We start from the raw sequence: 14,861 nt of genomic DNA on the forward strand, positions 1-14,861 counted from the left end.
ATTGTGGGACATACGGTGTATTACCCGGATCGGAAGCGGCACAAACAAGCACCTCTTACTTGAAAGCGGAATATGGAATGATAAATTCCGGCATCCCGGCAGCATAGGGGGTATATTCATACTGCTGGAAATAAATGACGATGCCTTCATGGCTCAAATAATAATTGCGGTCCGGCTGAATGGTCTCGAACGGCGTAAGGAGATAAAGCTCCGTATCCTTGATATTGTTCTGGATGGTACGGTTGATGATGGAGACATAATCCGGGTGGTCCGCCGCAGCGGCCTTCAGCGTGAGAAGCTCCCCTGTCTTCAAATCGAACGTATAGCCGCGGCGGGCAGTACCACCGTGCGCCCCGCCTGTATACTGGTATTGATCCACGTACAAGCTCAGCTTTCCCTGCTCATTGGATGTAACCGTGTAAGAGCTGCTGAAGAGGGACGGAGGGATCTCTACTTCAGGACTTTCACTCTTGATCTCCTGGTTCCCCTTCTCCGCCTCCGTGACGATCTTGATGCCTTCGGCCACGGCCGCTTCCCCCTGGGCCCGGAGCACATCGTTCATCTTCTTCTGCACCGCAGCATCCGCGAAGCCTTCCACCTGCGGATATTGGACCTCCACCATCGGGTTCCCGCTGTCCGCGGTGACCGTGACGACGCTCAGTTGGTTCTCCTGAATCGTCTCGATCCCGATCTGCTTCGCGGCTTCATCATACGTGACCCCATAGCCGAGACGCTCAAGCAGGAAGCGCAGCGGCACATACAAGGAACCGTCCTGCAGCAGCGGCCACTCCCCATACATTTTACCACCGTTCAAATTATAGGTGCCGTTATCCGGGTTCACCTTCAGCGTCCGGCTGCGTCCCGTTACGGAAGCGGTTCTTTCGGCCTCGTTCCATTCGACCGCAAGCCCGAGCCCTTCGGTCAAGGCGCGCAGTCCTATGTATGTGCTGCCTTCGGAATAGATGACGGGAATCACGGCCGTCTTGCCATCGATCAGGATGGTTTGCTGGACGACGGGCAGGCTGCTTGGCGCGGCGGCCGCGGTGGTTACCTCTGCGGCTGCGGCGCCGGGCGGATTCAGGCTTCCCCCCGCGGCAAGCAGCGCCGAGAACGCAAGGGTCAGCAGGGTCTTTTTACGTTTGGATGGATTCATCATGGTTATCACTACAGCTACATCCCTTTCGGTGGCGAATTCAGGTGCCGGTTCCCCCTCATTATATTCCTTCATGGCCCAATTGGAAATGCGTAAAAAAAAGGATGGCCCTCAAAGAAGCGAAGGGGCTGCACCCTGTGCCAACACGCGGCCGGCCCGATTCGACCGTTGCATTACCGCTTCCGGAGACCCTTACGCCGGGGCAGGATTCGCAACTGAGGATCCTGGGATGTAAAGGAAATAGCGCCTCCCCCCGGCATCGCTCCATAACAAAAAAGACAACGATCCCGCCCCAAACATAGGGATAGATGTCGTCTTATTGGGTAACGCTCCGCTATTCTAATAGCTCGCAAGACTTCCAGCGTCCGCTACCGGACCGGGGGAATTGCAAGTTCAATTCACCTGCGGAACGGGCATCGGCGCCGGCATCAGGATGCTCTCGATCCGCTGCTGCAGCGTGGGTAGCTGGCCTTCCTGACAGAAGCCCTGGCATACTTGGACGCGCCCGGACTCCAGGTTCGTGCTGCGGATCGGCTGCCCCAGGGTGCTCTTGTGAATCGTCTTCACATTCCCTGTCGGCAGGCGCAGGATAGAGAACACCTGATTGTCGATCATCGGCGTATGCTGTTTGTACATGAAGCCGACTTGATTCTCCTGCAGAACCCCTACCACCTCAAATAAAATCCCCATCGTTATATCTCCCCTTGCATGATTGTTGTGATTTGTATAACCGTAGGATACCATTGACCGGCCCCCACAGCGTATGATGCTTCTCACAATCCCTGCAAAAAAAGTCCGTTTTCTCGGAGCCGGAAGAAAAGGCCGGCGCGTGGCGGCAGAATTACGAATTTCATGAGAGAGGGTCGATGCCTGAGACGAATCAAGAGCCGGCCGCGGCGCCAAGCTTGCCTCTATACCTGCAGCCGTACCGGACTGGGCCATGCCTTTAAGAGGTCACAGCGTTCGGGATTCCTGTCATCATCCCCTCCTCCGGGACCACATGACCATCGGTATAAGTAGCAAGGACAGGAAGCCTCCGGCCAAGGAGAGAGTCGAATAGCTGGACTGAGCCACTACCATGCCGGACAATGCGCCGCCGGATGCTCCAGCCAGAGCGATAAGAACGTCCACAGCTCCTTGCGTCTTCGCGCGTATTTGTGGAGGCGTGGCATCGACGATCGCTGCTGTCCCGCTAATTAAGCCGAAGTTCCAGCCCAATCCCAGAAGTGCAAGCGCAGCAATGAGCAGGACCATAGAGTCCCCGGGTGCGAATGCAGCTAGTAAGCCAGCCAAGAGCAGGATAACGCCGGAGGCATACGACATTGGCAACCGTCCGTACTTATCGACGAGAATGCCCGTTAGCAGCGAAGGCAGAAACATCGCGGCAACATGGATTCCGATCACGACCCCCACCTCTCCAAGTCCGTGTCCGTGATGCTTCATGTGAACCGGTGTCATGGTCATAATGCCAATCATGACAACCTGGGTTAACACCATCACCGACGCACCGACAAAGATTCCCCGTTTATTCATACCCGCTTCCAGCGTAGGCGATTGCTGTGTATTGTTCTGGCTCTCTTGTACACGCTGAACTTCTGCAATGGCTCTGGCCACGAGTAAAGGATCCGGCCGCAGGAACATGAGCAGGACTAATCCTGCTAAAATGTACGCAATCGCTGCCAGCATAAAGGGACCGGATAACGCCGGAGCCCCCAAGGATGTTGCTATCCGACCTGTCATAGTGACGAGATTCGGTCCGGCAACCGCACCAAAGGTCGTGAAGACCATAGCCGTACTGATCGCTTTGGCCCGCCCTGTTGGGAGTGCCAGATCCGTACCCGCGTATCTGGCCTGCAAGTTGGTAGCCGTCCCTGCTCCATAAACCAGCAGCGAAAGAAAGAGCAGCGCGATATTATTGAAAGCGGCTGCCAGGACGACGCCTGCAGCACCAAGTCCGCCGGTTAAGAAACCCGCTGCCAGCCCCGCACGGCGCCCCAAGCGTTGGGACAAGCTGCCGACGATGAGCGCCGCGGCAGCAGAGCCTAACGTAAACAGTGCAGTCGGAATGCCGGCATAGCTGTCTGTTCCGAGCATATCCTGTGCAAGCAGCGCCCCTACCGTGACCCCCGCAGCCAATCCTGCCCCGCCAAAAATTTGAGAGGCGATAACGATGATCATCGTTCTTCTGTGCAGCTGACGCTGCTTCTCAGGGGAATTCACATATGGCGCCAATGATTCTCCCATGCTTTCTATTTTTTCTTTAACGAATGCCGTCTGGCCTGGCATGTATCCACTCCCCCTCTACGGTCCAATCCAATGCTTTCATAACTATGGAGAACGGCCCGGAACCCAGTGGATGCCGCCATCCTTTGTTCAAGATTTGCCCCATCATAACACGCACGAAAAAACCATACAATAATATAATTGTATGGCAAACAATATTCATATTAAGTCAGCTTATGAAGTAAACATTGAAGGATCGCTAATCCTTCCTCCAGCTCTTCGAGTGTTTCTGGTGCGCAGACGGCAATCCTTACCGCCCGCTCCGGGGAACTATTCCCCACTACAAATCGTTCGGCCGCATACACTTGTACCCCCTGCTGTGCGGCCAGCCTTTCGAACTCGGCACCTGTAACCCTGCCTGGTAACAGCAGCCAACGGAATATGCCGGTTTCAACCCCTGCACACGGATAGTCTGCCAGATACCGGTTTACGATTTGGTTTCTGCGCATGGCTTGTTCCCGATGACTCTCAATGATGCTTTCGAATTGGTTGGATACGATCGTACGTGCTGCCAGTTCTGCAAATAAGGGCGAAACGGATACATTGAAATTATACAGAGCTCTCGTAATGGGCTCCTTGAAGGAACTCGGAACGGCTGCATAGGCTAGTCGCAGCCCCGGCGCGATCGATTTGGATAAACTCGCAATGTAGATGGCCAGCTCTGGGGCGAATGATGCGACGGCTGGCAGAGGCTTCTCACACAGGAGGCTGTAAGACGCATCTTCAATAATGAACTGATCATACTTTTTAGCAACGGCCGCAATCCTTTTGCGATTCTCTACAGACATCGTTCCGGCTGTCGGATTATGATAATCTGGAATGAGGTAGATGCCTTTAATATTGTCATTCTTACACGCATATTCCAAGGCAGCCGGACTCATTTCACCGTTCTCTGACTTGATCGGTACGATTTGGATACTAAGCATTGCTGCGGCCGTTTTTAAGCCAGGATAAGTATGAGAATCGGCACCAATGCGGTCTCCGGGCTTACATAGACTAGCAAGTGCCGCCGCCATCGCGTTTTGGCCCCCATTAGCGAATACAATGCAATCGGCCGTTGTTTCAAGGCCGCTTCTTCGGATTAGCTTTACAGCCGCATCCTTTTGCCAGAGGCTTTCACCTGCTCGGCCATAACCAAACCATTGTTCATAATTTGGCTCTTGCAGCATACTTTTCAGTTGCAGCAGCAGCGGTTCGTATGAAGCATGATCCGGCAGTGTTGCGCCCATTTCGATTACATGCCTCGGCTTGGTGTCTTCAAGTAAATACGCATTCGACAACGCATCATACGATACGAATGTTCCGCTTCCGACAGCTGCACTTAACAAGCCCTTTAACTCACACACTTTAAACGCTTTTGAAATGGTACTCAAATTCAAATCTAAATAATCGGCCAGTTCCCGCTGGGAGGGAAGTTTTGTTCCGGGTAATAAAACGCCGTTTACAATATCCTGCTGCAGCTGCCCTGCGAGCGCTTTATAAATAGGTTTTTGGATTTTATCAATCGATGGCTTCCAGCTCATGGGATAGTTATCAAAAGAATTAATCGGCATGATCGGCATCCTTTTTCATATGGCTAGTTTTCTTGAAGCGGTATGCTTTATTATAATCCTTGGACCCTCTATTACAATAATCTCCCATGGGTATGGGTTCCCAAAACGCGCAGCTGCACGCCGAAGCCTCCTTAAAATTTGGATACGCTTATGATATGATAGCCTTGAGACAACAGAGATATAGAGAGATGAACAACGTGGATAGGCAACACTACTTGGTGAGGAGGGCTTCTATGCTGCAAGAGTCGATCATGAACAAGGTACGTCTGGAATCCAAAGAAGGGTTGAACCTTCCCCTGGAGCACTTGGACCGGCTGGCGGATTACAGTCCGTTCGTCATCCATGCCCCCAAAGAACCGGCTTATGTGCTGTTCCGCAGCCACCCCGAATCTTATACAGCGCCCATCGTGAAGGAAGGCGGACGCAGGGTAATCGACTGCTCCCGGCTGAGACCGGTCGGCAAGCTGGAGAACGATCTGCTGCAGTCCATGTACCGGCACCGCATTTATACCCTGTATGCTTTCGCTTTCATGTTCACCTACGAGGACAAAGGCCTCATTCTGCTGTGGTCCCAGCAGCTCGAGGATCCGCCCGCCTTCAACCGGGCACAGACGAACGCCCTGCTCGAAGAAGCGCTCGGCCCCGAAGGCGACAGCTCTTATTTCACCTTATCCCGCATCTTCCACCCGGCCCAGCTCATCGAGATCGCACACGAGAACCAGACGATCTCCACCGCAGTAGGCGGCCATTCGTTCATCATGATCATTCCCGTAGAGAAGAAATGGACGCTGTCTCTGCGCAAAAGCAAAAAACCGCCGGCAGACGACTTTGACCTCCTCCGCAGGCAGCTCGCTGTGTATAAAGACGAAGCGGTGTATCTGCAGCGGTATTTCCAAGAAACGGGTCTGTGGACCGAACCGGCCTCCCTGTAACACGGGAAGCCCTGCACCAAAAAACCGGGAAGTCCCCAGGGACTCCCGGTTTTTTGGCATGCTTCGGGCACATCCCAATATTTGGTTGACAATCCCGCTGTATGAGGGATATAGTACACAAGTAGACGGGTGTATGAATGAGTTAATACACACAGACCAGAACCGTAGTAGGAGTTGGGCCGATGAGAATCACATTCAATAACCGCGACCCGGTCTATCTGCAGGTGGTCCGGCACTTCAAAGAACAAATCGTCACCGGCAGGCTGGCCGCTGGCCAGGAGATTCCCTCCCGCAGGGAACTGGCAGGACTGCTCCAGATCAATCCCAATACCGCGCAGAGGGCATATAAGGAAATGGAGGAACAGCAATTGATCATCACCGAAGGCAATTCCCCAAGCCGGATTACGATGGATACGCACATTCTGCATTCTCTGAGGGAAGAACTGATCCACGAGTCGATAGATGCCTTCATCGGGGAGGTCATCAATATTGCGGTCCCTGCGGAGGAACTGCTGCAGCTCGTCAAAGACAAATACGAAGCCCAATGCGCACGCAGACGGGAGGAAGACCCGCATGATTGACGTTAGGCGCCTCAGCAAAGCATACGGCAGCAAACGGGTGCTGGATGAAGTCTCCTTCACGGCGGCGAAGAGTCAAATCACCTGCCTGATCGGGCTGAACGGCACCGGCAAAGGAAATGCGGCCAAAGTGAATCTGCTCCTGGGCTTATCGCTGGACGCCGATTATGTGCTCATGGATGAGCCGTTCTCCGGGATCGACCTGTTCGGCAGAGAACAGATCGCTGGCATATTCACCTCCCATCTCATCGAAGACCGGTGCGTGCTCATGACCACGCACGAGATCCAGGATATCGAGCATCTGATCGATAAGGCAGTCCTCTTGGGCCAGGGAAGGGTGCTGAAGGAATTCAGCGCCGAGGATGTCAGACACCGCGAGGGTAAATCCGTAGTGGATGTCATGAGGGAGGTGTATCAGCCATGAACCGTTACATGCTGCTGCTGGCCTGGGAGATGGACCGCTTCGGCCGTCTGTATGGGGCGCTTCTGCTCGCGGTGCTGCTGTCGCAGACGGGCGGCGTGCTGTGGTTCGCCTACCGGTATATGAATTCGATTCGTGAGAAGATGGACCGGGACTCGTTAACGGCCGCCGAGTACGCCGTCCGCGCCGGTAGAACGAGCTTCGCCGAGTACACGGCCAGCCTGTGGTTCATGGGACCGATTGCTTTGGTCGCCGCCGCCCTCCTGCTCTACGCGTTCCTGATCTGGTACCGCGAATGGTACGGCAAGAGCACCTTTGTCTGCCGTCTTCTCCTGCTGCCGGCATCACGGATGAATATATATCTGGCTAAGCTCGTCGCCTTGTCGCTGTTTGTCCTGGGATTCGTGGCCTTCGAGCTTCTGCTGCTGCCTCTGCTGAACCTGCTGTTCCATTCGGTCATCCCTGGCGAACTGATACAGCCGTTGACCCTCGGAGAGATTGTAAGAAATCACCCGTTGCTGCCAGAGTTCGTGCCGAGGCACTTCATCCAGTTCGTTTTCTATTATCTGACGGGACTAACGGGAACCGCGGTCTTGTTCACCGCGATCCTGCTCGAACGCAGCTTCCGTCTCAAGGGCGCCGCCGCAGGCCTGGTCTACGCCCTGGGATCGGCCCTGCTCTTCCTGTCGCCCTACCTCGCTGCCCTGCTTGGCTATATGGATTATTTCTACCCGAACGAAATCCTGCTTCTGCTGATGGCTGCAGGCCTCCTGACCTTCAGCGGAGCGTTAGGGCTCGCTTCCTATTTATTGAACAATAATGTGTCTGTCTAAGGAGGAGTCCCATGAAGCGTTATTGGAAGCTGGCTGTCCTCGTGCCTGTGATTGTGCTTGGGATCGGCATGTACTATACGCAAGCCGCCGGCGTGTATCCGGAATTTGAATTAAAGACTTTGAGCGGAGATGGGAAGTTAGCCGCGGATCTCACCCTGCAGGGAATGTACAGGAACGAGGAGATGACGGTCGGACAAGACGGCAGCGAGTTCCTCAGCGAGCGGGGCTTCTGGAACAGCATGGTCCAGCCCTATCTTTACAACAGCTCCCGGTATGAGCGTCTGCTTCAGGAGTATCCGGGCTTCCTGAGAGGCAAGAGCCGCCCGGCAGGCTTCTATGAGCATGATGCCGTGCTCGGGTATGCGGATATCCAGATGAAGAGCCGCCCGGCAGGCGGGCATGAAGACTTCCGGTTCGCCCTATCGGTGTACGATAAGGGGACCCGCCATACGTCGGATAGGCACGTGCCCGTGCCGGACGAGGGTCTATACTATGGCATCTTTATCGACAGCGTGCGCTTCGATGGCGGGGTGCTCCGGGTCTTGACTACGAACTTCAGGAAGGGGCCAGGAATCCCGCCTGCCTACCGCAACCCGGAACTCCATCAGTACTCCCTCGATCCTGGCGCCGATAGGGTAACGGAGGACCGGCTGCTTCTTCCAGCCGGCATGGGAGACAGCCGAGACTTGTTGGTCATCGGGGGATCGGATCCGCTGCAGACCGGCCGGTATACTGTATTCCGGCTGACCTATTACCTTCCGGGGAACGGAGACCCGCGCTTCCCCCCAAGCTCATTGGACCGGCGGGAGATCTATGTGTATGACGCCGAGACCGATCGATTGGAGATCGTGCAGAGCGCAAGCTTCGATGACCTGCTGCGCATTCCTAACGATCCGGGAATCTTCCCGGAGGAAGACCGCTTGTACTTTGTGTCGAGACATCCCACTACCCATGTTCTGAGAGTCGTGCACTATGGGCTGGCGGACCATAAAGTGACGAAGGATTACAGCATTCCTATCGATGAAACCCTAACAATCAATAACACGGTCATAGCAAATCAGCGGCTCTACCTCATTATGAAGTCCAGAACAGACGAATTGTCAGGCCCTGAACTGGCCATTGCCGATCTGAATGACGGAACGATGCTGTACCGGGGCACGGTTGTCCGCCAGGATCATGAGCCGCCTTACGATCTCCGTATTCATAACGTTCTGGTGAAGGAAGGCGGACCTTGACGTCCCCCTTCCCCTGTGCCGTCTAGACCCTAACGTTAGTCTGACATCGGCTGCGTGGCAGCCGTTGTTCCATTTCGGGGAGGGTCCTATCGATGCTTTTAGAATTTCCAGCATTCATCCAGCTCTCTCTTCTGGCGGCGATCGCTATCTTTTGTTTCTTCCGAAGGAGCTCGCGGTTCTCGCTTTTTCGCCTGCTGCTCCTGCTTTCCTTCCTTTTTTATCTGTTTCAGGTGATCGAACTGACCTTGTTTCCTATCCCTCTCTCTCACACGGCGGCTTGGGGAGCAGAAGGACTCGCCTCTAATCTTCAACTCTTTTACAGTATCTACGCAGCTATACGGGACCATAACTATATTCAAGTTGTCGGCAACACCCTACTTCTCTTTCCCTTAGGCTTCTATATTCCTTGGTTTACACCGAAGCGATACCGATTGTGGCAGATTACCGGCATCGGATTCGTATGCTCTCTCGGCATAGAGCTTGCCCAGCTGCTGTTCAATGTTCTATTCGGCAGTTACCGGATATTTGATGTAGATGATCTGCTCTTGAACACTGCGGGCATGGTGGCCGGGTATTATAGTTCTTGCCTCATCTTTATTCTGTTCGCGATCCTCAATGTTCCTTTCAGGTCCATGTTTACCAGGAAATCATAGAGCTGGAATCGGTGTCAAAAATCCATTTCTTATATTCAGGGGTAGGTGTATCACTGAAAAGTGCATTATCTCCTTTAAACCATGCTGTTTTTATTTGATTATCCATAGAATACTCTATTAAGTAATAGTCATCTTTTTTTCTTGCAGCTCTCTCATCAAGTTCTTTAAAGGGAGTATATCTTTTTTCTGTTAATTGAATTGTTATTACCTGACCCCCTTTCCTTTCAATGAATGCAACAATTTCCTTTCTATGCTTCTCGTCCTTAGCTTGTAATATGAATATTAAACAAATGCATATTATTATCACGAATGAAGTAATGAAGAACATTTTTTTACTTTGACTTGCGTTGGATTTAGAAAAATGACGAATTAGTATGACTCCTGATATTGAAACCATTATTAATAAACCCAGAAAAAAAAGCCCATAAAAAGGTAGATTCATTTGCCTTCCTCATTATTTTTATATTTTAAGATGAGTTGTAATTCTATATACTCCAAAAATTATTATGTTTAAGTAAATCACTTGAAAGGCGCCATTTCGAAATATATGATACACATGTATACAAAATATAACAATTGGAGGGTTTTATAGTGAACCGTTTTAAGTCTATCTTATTATCTTCTTTTGTGCTGATTTCGATTTTGAGTGCCTCTACCGCCTATGCCCACCCACTTGTTAACATTCATGATTACAACAGCTATAGCTCATATTTAACAGCGTTAACACAACAATATTGGATTGACGGAAATAATGCTCATGATCAATGGGAGCTTGATGCACAAAATGCTCAATATGATGCTGATATTGCTGCTGCAAAAATATATTTTGGTGTTAAATAAAACGCATTTAATAACATAACAGATCGCTACTGGGTAATGATTAGTAAAACACCTGAGGCGGCGATGTTGGTCTCTAAACCCTTATTATATAAGGGTTTTTCTCATTCGTCGTATGTATTTTATTATCAATTATAATGCCCACAAAAAATCACATTCCGTCGTCCCCAATGCGTCTTTCTGATACAGGATCGTTCCGGTCTCCGATTCAGTTATAATCGATTTCTTTAAAGTATTCATATTTCCAATAGGAGTCACTACCCTTTTCCGAATCACTATTTAGTGAAAGAATCAATGGAGCAAGTGAGGTGCCACCACTATTCTTGGGTGACCATTCCAGGCCATTAACTGTCATTTTAATATCGTGATTTATGTGTGCCTGGATGCTCTCTATGCCTCTAGACCCGGCAGCGTAACACGAAGCACCCAATGCGGAGCTGCAAACATATAGGAGTGCAACTTCCTTAAAATGCAACAACACATCCCCTTATACCTACGTTATTACCAAAAATATGTAAACGAAATTTACACGTTCATTGTTACGATGCAGACCAAGAGAAAAAGCCATCCAACTCAGGCTGGATGGCCTTCTACACTTATCAACCTGCAGCAAATTTCAACTCTGCACGGATATCCCGCCCGCCGAAATACCCGGGATCGGCTCCCCCGCTTCCAGCAGCTCCAGCAGCCTGGCGAATAACCGTTCCTCCTCGGCCTTGAACTCGCCGAGACGCGACTTCAGTACCCCATACAATGCCGCGTCATTCTGGGTGATGCCGTACCGGATGTAGCGGTCCCTCAGCTGCTGGGAGCGGCGGGTCAGCAGATCGAATCCCTCCAGCAGCAGGGGGTCAGGTGCGATCCACCCCATCGATTCCCAGTACCGCAGCCGTTCCGACATCGTCTTCTTGTGCTCCCAGAGCAGGTGAAGGTGCCGGGTGCTGCGTCGGCTCAACAGCGCCGGGTCGCCCTCCTCCTCCGCCTGATAGTACCGCTGGAGATAATCGTAGGTCTCGAGGCCATAGACGAGGTCGTCCGTATTGTAGTTCATGCGGTTGACATGGGTCACGCTGCCGAGATAATCCCTTACCGCGTCAGCCGCACACACCGGATCATACCGGTAGAGCTGTTCGGCATGATACCGGTAGAGGTATGTGCCGTGATCCGATGCCTTGCCTTCCGCGATCAGCCGAAGCATCGAATCGACGGCCTGCCGCAGATCCCCGTACGAGATTGCGACCTCGCGGAAGATCTGCTGCCGGTCGAACATCGTGGCGTAGACGACTTCCTCCCCGTCGTCGTACCCGTGCATCATGAGATGATGCGGGAAAGGATCCCCTTGGTAGGCGGCAGCTGTAGGGAGACGGGATTCGTCCAGGAACACGATCGGGTAATAGCCCTTCTCCAGCTGCCCGCGGACGAAGCCGGTCACGGCCCTGCCGTCCATTCCCGAGAGCACGTCATAGTTCAACGCGGAGGTCAGCAGATACGGATTATTGAAATTGAGCTCGTTCGGAATCCCCCGGAAGAAATCGTAGAAGCATTCTATTCTTTCTTCGAGGAAGCGCTTCGTGCAGCCCATCTGGATAAAATTCGTATAGTACCAAGGCTTGGTTTCCTCGTGGGCACTCGTGATCGCCAGTGTATAGGCCCAGCGCAGGAATCCCTTCAGAGGGGGATTCGATATCGGCAGCTTCACGGAGCTCATACGCTTCCGCCTCCCTTCTTCATCAAGTCAGTCACCGATATGCCAGAGCGTCACGGGAAGCGTCCCCTGCGGCTCCAGTTCACCAAGCAGCACGTGCGCCAATGCCCCGAGACTGTCCGGATGCGGATCGCAGCAGGACACCCAGGAGGACGACTCCGCGAATGGGGCAAGATCTGCCGGGTTGCGCAGCGAGATGACGATCAGCCGGGAGCCGGACTGCTCCAGCGAACGGACCAGCGCATTCTGTTCCGGGTGGTTCTTGGCGTCGTACAGGCCGACGACGGTCTGCCCGAAGGTGCGGCTAAGTGCAGCCAAGCCGGCAATCGCCTTCGGATCCAGGAGCGGCGGATGCGGCCGTTCCTCGAGCGGCGCGTGGAGCCCGGCTGCCAGCAGGCTGCCGAGCGACCCCGTGGCCGTCAGTTCGTTCTCCGAATGCGATACGGCTCCCATCTCGGGCAGCAGAAGGAGCGTGCTCGCGTTAGGGTCGAGGCGCCACCCGCCCGGCTCCGGCCCGCCGGCGCTGATCCCCGCTTCCCTCAGCGAGCGGAGTACGTCCAGGGTATCCGGCTGGCAGAGCCGCAGCCGCACGCTGTCCCACGGCGAGCTCTCGTAGGAGAGGGCCCTCCGCCGCTTCAGGTCCAGAATCCGCCTCAGGCTCTCATCGATACGCGCCTCGGTTACCCGGCCTTCGCGGACTGCCGCTTCTACGGCATTCAATCCGCCGGTCTGCTCCTCGAACGTATGGCTGACGAGCAGCAGATCCACGCCGGCTTCGAGCGCCATCACGCAGGCTTCCCCCACGCCGCGCCCGCGGGCTACGGCTGCCATCTCCATGCAGTCGCTGATGATGACGCCCTTGAAGCCAAGCTGCTCCCGGAGCACCCCCGTAAGCAGCGGCCGGGACAGCGTCGCGGGCAGCAGATCCGGAGCCAGCTGCGGGACGGCAATATGTGCCGTCATGATGGCATCTACGCAGGCCTCCACCGCCCGGCGGAACGGTTCGAATTCGACCCGGTTCAGCCGGTCAGGGCCATAAGGCAGCAGCGGCGTGTCGGCATGAGAGTCGGACGCCGTATCCCCGTGCCCGGGAAAATGCTTGGCAACCGCCGATACGCCCGCCTCCTGATGGCCCCGGATCGAGGCTGCGCCCATCCGGCCGACAAGCTCGGCATCGTCGCCGTAGGACCGGATATCGATGATGGGATTGAGCGGATTCACATTGATGTCGACGACGGGAGCCAGATTCATCCCGATGCCGAGCGCGCGAAGCTCCTCGGCCGTGCCATAAGCGGCCTGGTAGGCCAGATCCTCCCTCCCGGCCGCACCGACGGCCATATTCGAGGGGGCCGGAGAGATGCCTTCCCGGATCCGAACCACCATGCCGCCCTCCTGGTCGGTGCAGACGAGCAGAGGAAGCGTACCCCGGCTGCGGGCTGCCTCCTGCAGGTCGCTCGTGAGGCGATAAGCGCCTTCGGCACTCTCCAGGTTACGGGCAAAATAAATGACGCCTCCGATACGCCCTTCCCCGATCAGCTGCAGGATGCCTTCCGAGGGGACAGTCCCCTCGAAGCCCATCACGAACAACTGGCCGATCTTCTCGCGCAGCGTCCCGCGGTGGAGCAGATCCAGCCCGCTGTCGTCTTCCGTGTTCAGCTCTACAGTCTTGTCCAATCGATCAGCACCCCCATCTCTTCCGTCCCTTTGGCTGACAGCCGTTCGTAGGCGGCTCCGGCTTCCAGCGGATGCACGGAGTCCGTGATGAGATGGTTCATGCGAAGCTTCTTCCGGTGCATCCAATTGAAGATGAGCTCCTCCCGCTCCCGTTCCGTCCAGCCTTCGTAACCATCGATCAGCCGTCCGTGAACGCCGATGATCGAGACGGCGTTGAACACGACCTTGGGGCCCACCGTCTGCCGGGACGTCTGGGTCGTATCTCCTAGCAGCACCACCTTGCCGAACTCCTTCGCCATCATGGTGCAGCAGGAGAGGACCTCCGGATTCCCGGTCACCTCGTATACCGTATCGAGCATCCGGCCGCCGGACTGTTCCTTGACTCGGCCTATCGCCTCCTGCGCTTCCTCGGGAATGAGGTCCGTCGCTCCGCTGAGACGGGCCAGCGCCAAGCGGTTAGATGAAGGCGAGATGGCCGTGATGCTTCGGGCGCCGCTCAGCGCCAGGAACTGGATCACGAGTTGGCCAAGCAGTCCCAGGCCGACCACGCCGGCACGCTCCCCTAGCCGGGTCTTTCCCCGGAGCACCCCGAGCAGGGCTACTTTGGCGAGCTGGACGAACGTGCCTTCTTCCTCGCTCACCGTCTCCGGCAGCCTGCTGGCTTCCCTGCTGTCGATGACGAAGAGCTGTCGGTGTCTTTCCTGGCAGACGATCCGGTCGCCGGCACGGATTCCCACGACCTCGGGGCCGGCCCAGAGGACCTCCGCCGTCATGGAATACCCTGGGTGAAAAGGGTACTGCACCCACGAAGCCCAGCCCGTTCCCGAATCGAAGGTTCCCTTCAGGCAGGCAAGCTCCGTACCGGGCGAGATCAGGGATACGACCGCCCGGCATAACAGGTCGCGCGGACCCGGCTGCCGTACCTCTTCCTCCCGCCATTCCACTTCATTGGGCCCCGTGAACACGCAGTTCATTGACCGTAGTGCCGTGCCTGTGACCATCAT

At 54.7% G+C, this 14,861-nt stretch carries 15 protein-coding genes; 7 read left to right on the forward strand and 8 right to left on the reverse strand.

Annotated elements, in window-relative coordinates; translation table 11 throughout:
- Positions 1-55: 55 nt before the first annotated feature.
- The 4 genes from O9H32_RS13130 to O9H32_RS13145 all read right to left on the reverse strand — a co-directional run bounded on the left by O9H32_RS13130 (position 56) and on the right by O9H32_RS13145 (position 4,989).
- Positions 56-1,156 carry a stalk domain-containing protein gene (locus O9H32_RS13130; protein WP_269866626.1) on the reverse strand — a complete coding sequence of 367 codons (1,101 nt, stop codon included), beginning with the start codon at positions 1,154-1,156 and terminating at the stop codon, positions 56-58.
- 390 nt (positions 1,157-1,546) lie between these two features.
- On the reverse strand, positions 1,547-1,843 hold the full coding sequence (locus tag O9H32_RS13135; protein WP_269866547.1) for a hypothetical protein: 297 nt from the start codon (positions 1,841-1,843) through the stop codon (positions 1,547-1,549).
- 288 nt (positions 1,844-2,131) lie between these two features.
- Entirely contained in the window at positions 2,132-3,397 is a 1,266-nt protein-coding gene (locus O9H32_RS13140) for an MFS transporter (RefSeq protein ID WP_269866627.1), read from the reverse strand.
- Between the two features lie 203 nt (positions 3,398-3,600).
- Complete coding sequence (locus O9H32_RS13145) at positions 3,601-4,989, reverse strand: aminotransferase-like domain-containing protein (protein ID WP_269866628.1); 1,389 nt, start codon at positions 4,987-4,989, stop codon at positions 3,601-3,603.
- A gap of 233 nt (positions 4,990-5,222) precedes the next feature.
- Between O9H32_RS13145 and O9H32_RS13150 the strand changes: the two genes are divergently transcribed.
- The 6 genes from O9H32_RS13150 (at position 5,223) to O9H32_RS13175 (ending at position 9,641) form a co-directional block, all read left to right on the forward strand.
- Positions 5,223-5,921 (forward strand): hypothetical protein, encoded by a 699-nt coding sequence (locus O9H32_RS13150; protein WP_269866548.1) that lies wholly within the window; start codon positions 5,223-5,225, stop codon positions 5,919-5,921.
- A gap of 182 nt (positions 5,922-6,103) precedes the next feature.
- Positions 6,104-6,502, forward strand: coding sequence for a GntR family transcriptional regulator (locus O9H32_RS13155; protein WP_269866549.1), 399 nt, complete (start codon positions 6,104-6,106; stop codon positions 6,500-6,502).
- Complete coding sequence (locus O9H32_RS13160) at positions 6,495-6,923, forward strand: ATP-binding cassette domain-containing protein (protein ID WP_269866550.1); 429 nt, start codon at positions 6,495-6,497, stop codon at positions 6,921-6,923. Before O9H32_RS13155 ends, O9H32_RS13160 begins: the two co-directional genes overlap by 8 nt.
- Positions 6,920-7,753, forward strand: a complete 834-nt coding sequence (locus O9H32_RS13165) for a hypothetical protein (RefSeq protein ID WP_269866551.1) — start codon at positions 6,920-6,922, stop codon at positions 7,751-7,753. Before O9H32_RS13160 ends, O9H32_RS13165 begins: the two co-directional genes overlap by 4 nt.
- A gap of 11 nt (positions 7,754-7,764) precedes the next feature.
- Entirely contained in the window at positions 7,765-8,988 is a 1,224-nt protein-coding gene (locus tag O9H32_RS13170) for a hypothetical protein (protein WP_269866552.1), read from the forward strand.
- A gap of 92 nt (positions 8,989-9,080) precedes the next feature.
- Complete coding sequence (locus O9H32_RS13175; protein WP_269866553.1) at positions 9,081-9,641, forward strand: VanZ family protein; 561 nt, start codon at positions 9,081-9,083, stop codon at positions 9,639-9,641.
- Here O9H32_RS13175 and O9H32_RS13180 read toward each other — a convergent pair.
- On the reverse strand, positions 9,625-10,083 hold the full coding sequence (locus O9H32_RS13180) for a hypothetical protein (RefSeq protein ID WP_269866554.1): 459 nt from the start codon (positions 10,081-10,083) through the stop codon (positions 9,625-9,627). The two genes, O9H32_RS13175 and O9H32_RS13180, sit on opposite strands and share 17 nt — an antisense overlap.
- Before the next feature lie 149 nt (positions 10,084-10,232).
- Here O9H32_RS13180 and O9H32_RS13185 point away from each other — a divergent pair, with 149 nt between their 5' ends.
- Positions 10,233-10,481 (forward strand): hypothetical protein, encoded by a 249-nt coding sequence (locus tag O9H32_RS13185; protein WP_269866555.1) that lies wholly within the window; start codon positions 10,233-10,235, stop codon positions 10,479-10,481.
- 613 nt (positions 10,482-11,094) lie between these two features.
- On the opposite strand, the gene O9H32_RS13190 is transcribed toward O9H32_RS13185, so the two are convergent.
- Genes O9H32_RS13190 through O9H32_RS13200 form a run of 3 tightly spaced genes read right to left on the reverse strand, consistent with a single transcriptional unit; the run spans position 11,095 to position 14,861 of the window.
- Positions 11,095-12,186 carry a hypothetical protein gene (locus O9H32_RS13190; protein WP_269866556.1) on the reverse strand — a complete coding sequence of 364 codons (1,092 nt, stop codon included), beginning with the start codon at positions 12,184-12,186 and terminating at the stop codon, positions 11,095-11,097.
- 27 nt (positions 12,187-12,213) lie between these two features.
- Positions 12,214-13,857, reverse strand: coding sequence for a glycoside hydrolase family 3 protein (locus O9H32_RS13195; RefSeq protein WP_269866557.1), 1,644 nt, complete (start codon positions 13,855-13,857; stop codon positions 12,214-12,216).
- Positions 13,842-14,861: a zinc-dependent alcohol dehydrogenase gene (locus tag O9H32_RS13200; protein ID WP_269866558.1), complete on the reverse strand. Its 1,020-nt coding sequence runs from the start codon at positions 14,859-14,861 to the stop codon at positions 13,842-13,844. The genes O9H32_RS13195 and O9H32_RS13200 overlap by 16 nt, the downstream gene beginning before the upstream one ends.

This window comes from Paenibacillus caseinilyticus, assembly GCF_027533645.1.
GTDB classification, from domain to species: Bacteria; Bacillota; Bacilli; order Paenibacillales; family NBRC-103111; genus Paenibacillus_G; species Paenibacillus_G caseinilyticus.

Bases quoted from the DNA above. Each gene is read 5' to 3' on its own strand.
- O9H32_RS13135 (WP_269866547.1), bottom strand. From the start codon at position 1,843: ATGGGGATTTTATTTGAGGTGGTAGGGGTTCTGCAGGAGAATCAAGTC.
- O9H32_RS13200 (WP_269866558.1), bottom strand. From the start codon at position 14,861: ATGATGGTCACAGGCACGGCACTACGGTCAATGAACTGCGTGTTCACG.
- O9H32_RS13150 (WP_269866548.1), top strand. From the start codon at position 5,223: ATGCTGCAAGAGTCGATCATGAACAAGGTACGTCTGGAATCCAAAGAA.
- O9H32_RS13175 (WP_269866553.1), top strand. From the start codon at position 9,081: ATGCTTTTAGAATTTCCAGCATTCATCCAGCTCTCTCTTCTGGCGGCG.
- O9H32_RS13160 (WP_269866550.1), top strand. From the start codon at position 6,495: ATGATTGACGTTAGGCGCCTCAGCAAAGCATACGGCAGCAAACGGGTG.
- O9H32_RS13130 (WP_269866626.1), bottom strand. From the start codon at position 1,156: ATGATGAATCCATCCAAACGTAAAAAGACCCTGCTGACCCTTGCGTTC.
- O9H32_RS13140 (WP_269866627.1), bottom strand. From the start codon at position 3,397: ATGGGAGAATCATTGGCGCCATATGTGAATTCCCCTGAGAAGCAGCGT.
- O9H32_RS13170 (WP_269866552.1), top strand. From the start codon at position 7,765: ATGAAGCGTTATTGGAAGCTGGCTGTCCTCGTGCCTGTGATTGTGCTT.
- O9H32_RS13165 (WP_269866551.1), top strand. From the start codon at position 6,920: ATGAACCGTTACATGCTGCTGCTGGCCTGGGAGATGGACCGCTTCGGC.
- O9H32_RS13155 (WP_269866549.1), top strand. From the start codon at position 6,104: ATGAGAATCACATTCAATAACCGCGACCCGGTCTATCTGCAGGTGGTC.
- O9H32_RS13190 (WP_269866556.1), bottom strand. From the start codon at position 12,186: ATGAGCTCCGTGAAGCTGCCGATATCGAATCCCCCTCTGAAGGGATTC.
- O9H32_RS13145 (WP_269866628.1), bottom strand. From the start codon at position 4,989: ATGCCGATTAATTCTTTTGATAACTATCCCATGAGCTGGAAGCCATCG.
- O9H32_RS13180 (WP_269866554.1), bottom strand. From the start codon at position 10,083: ATGAATCTACCTTTTTATGGGCTTTTTTTTCTGGGTTTATTAATAATG.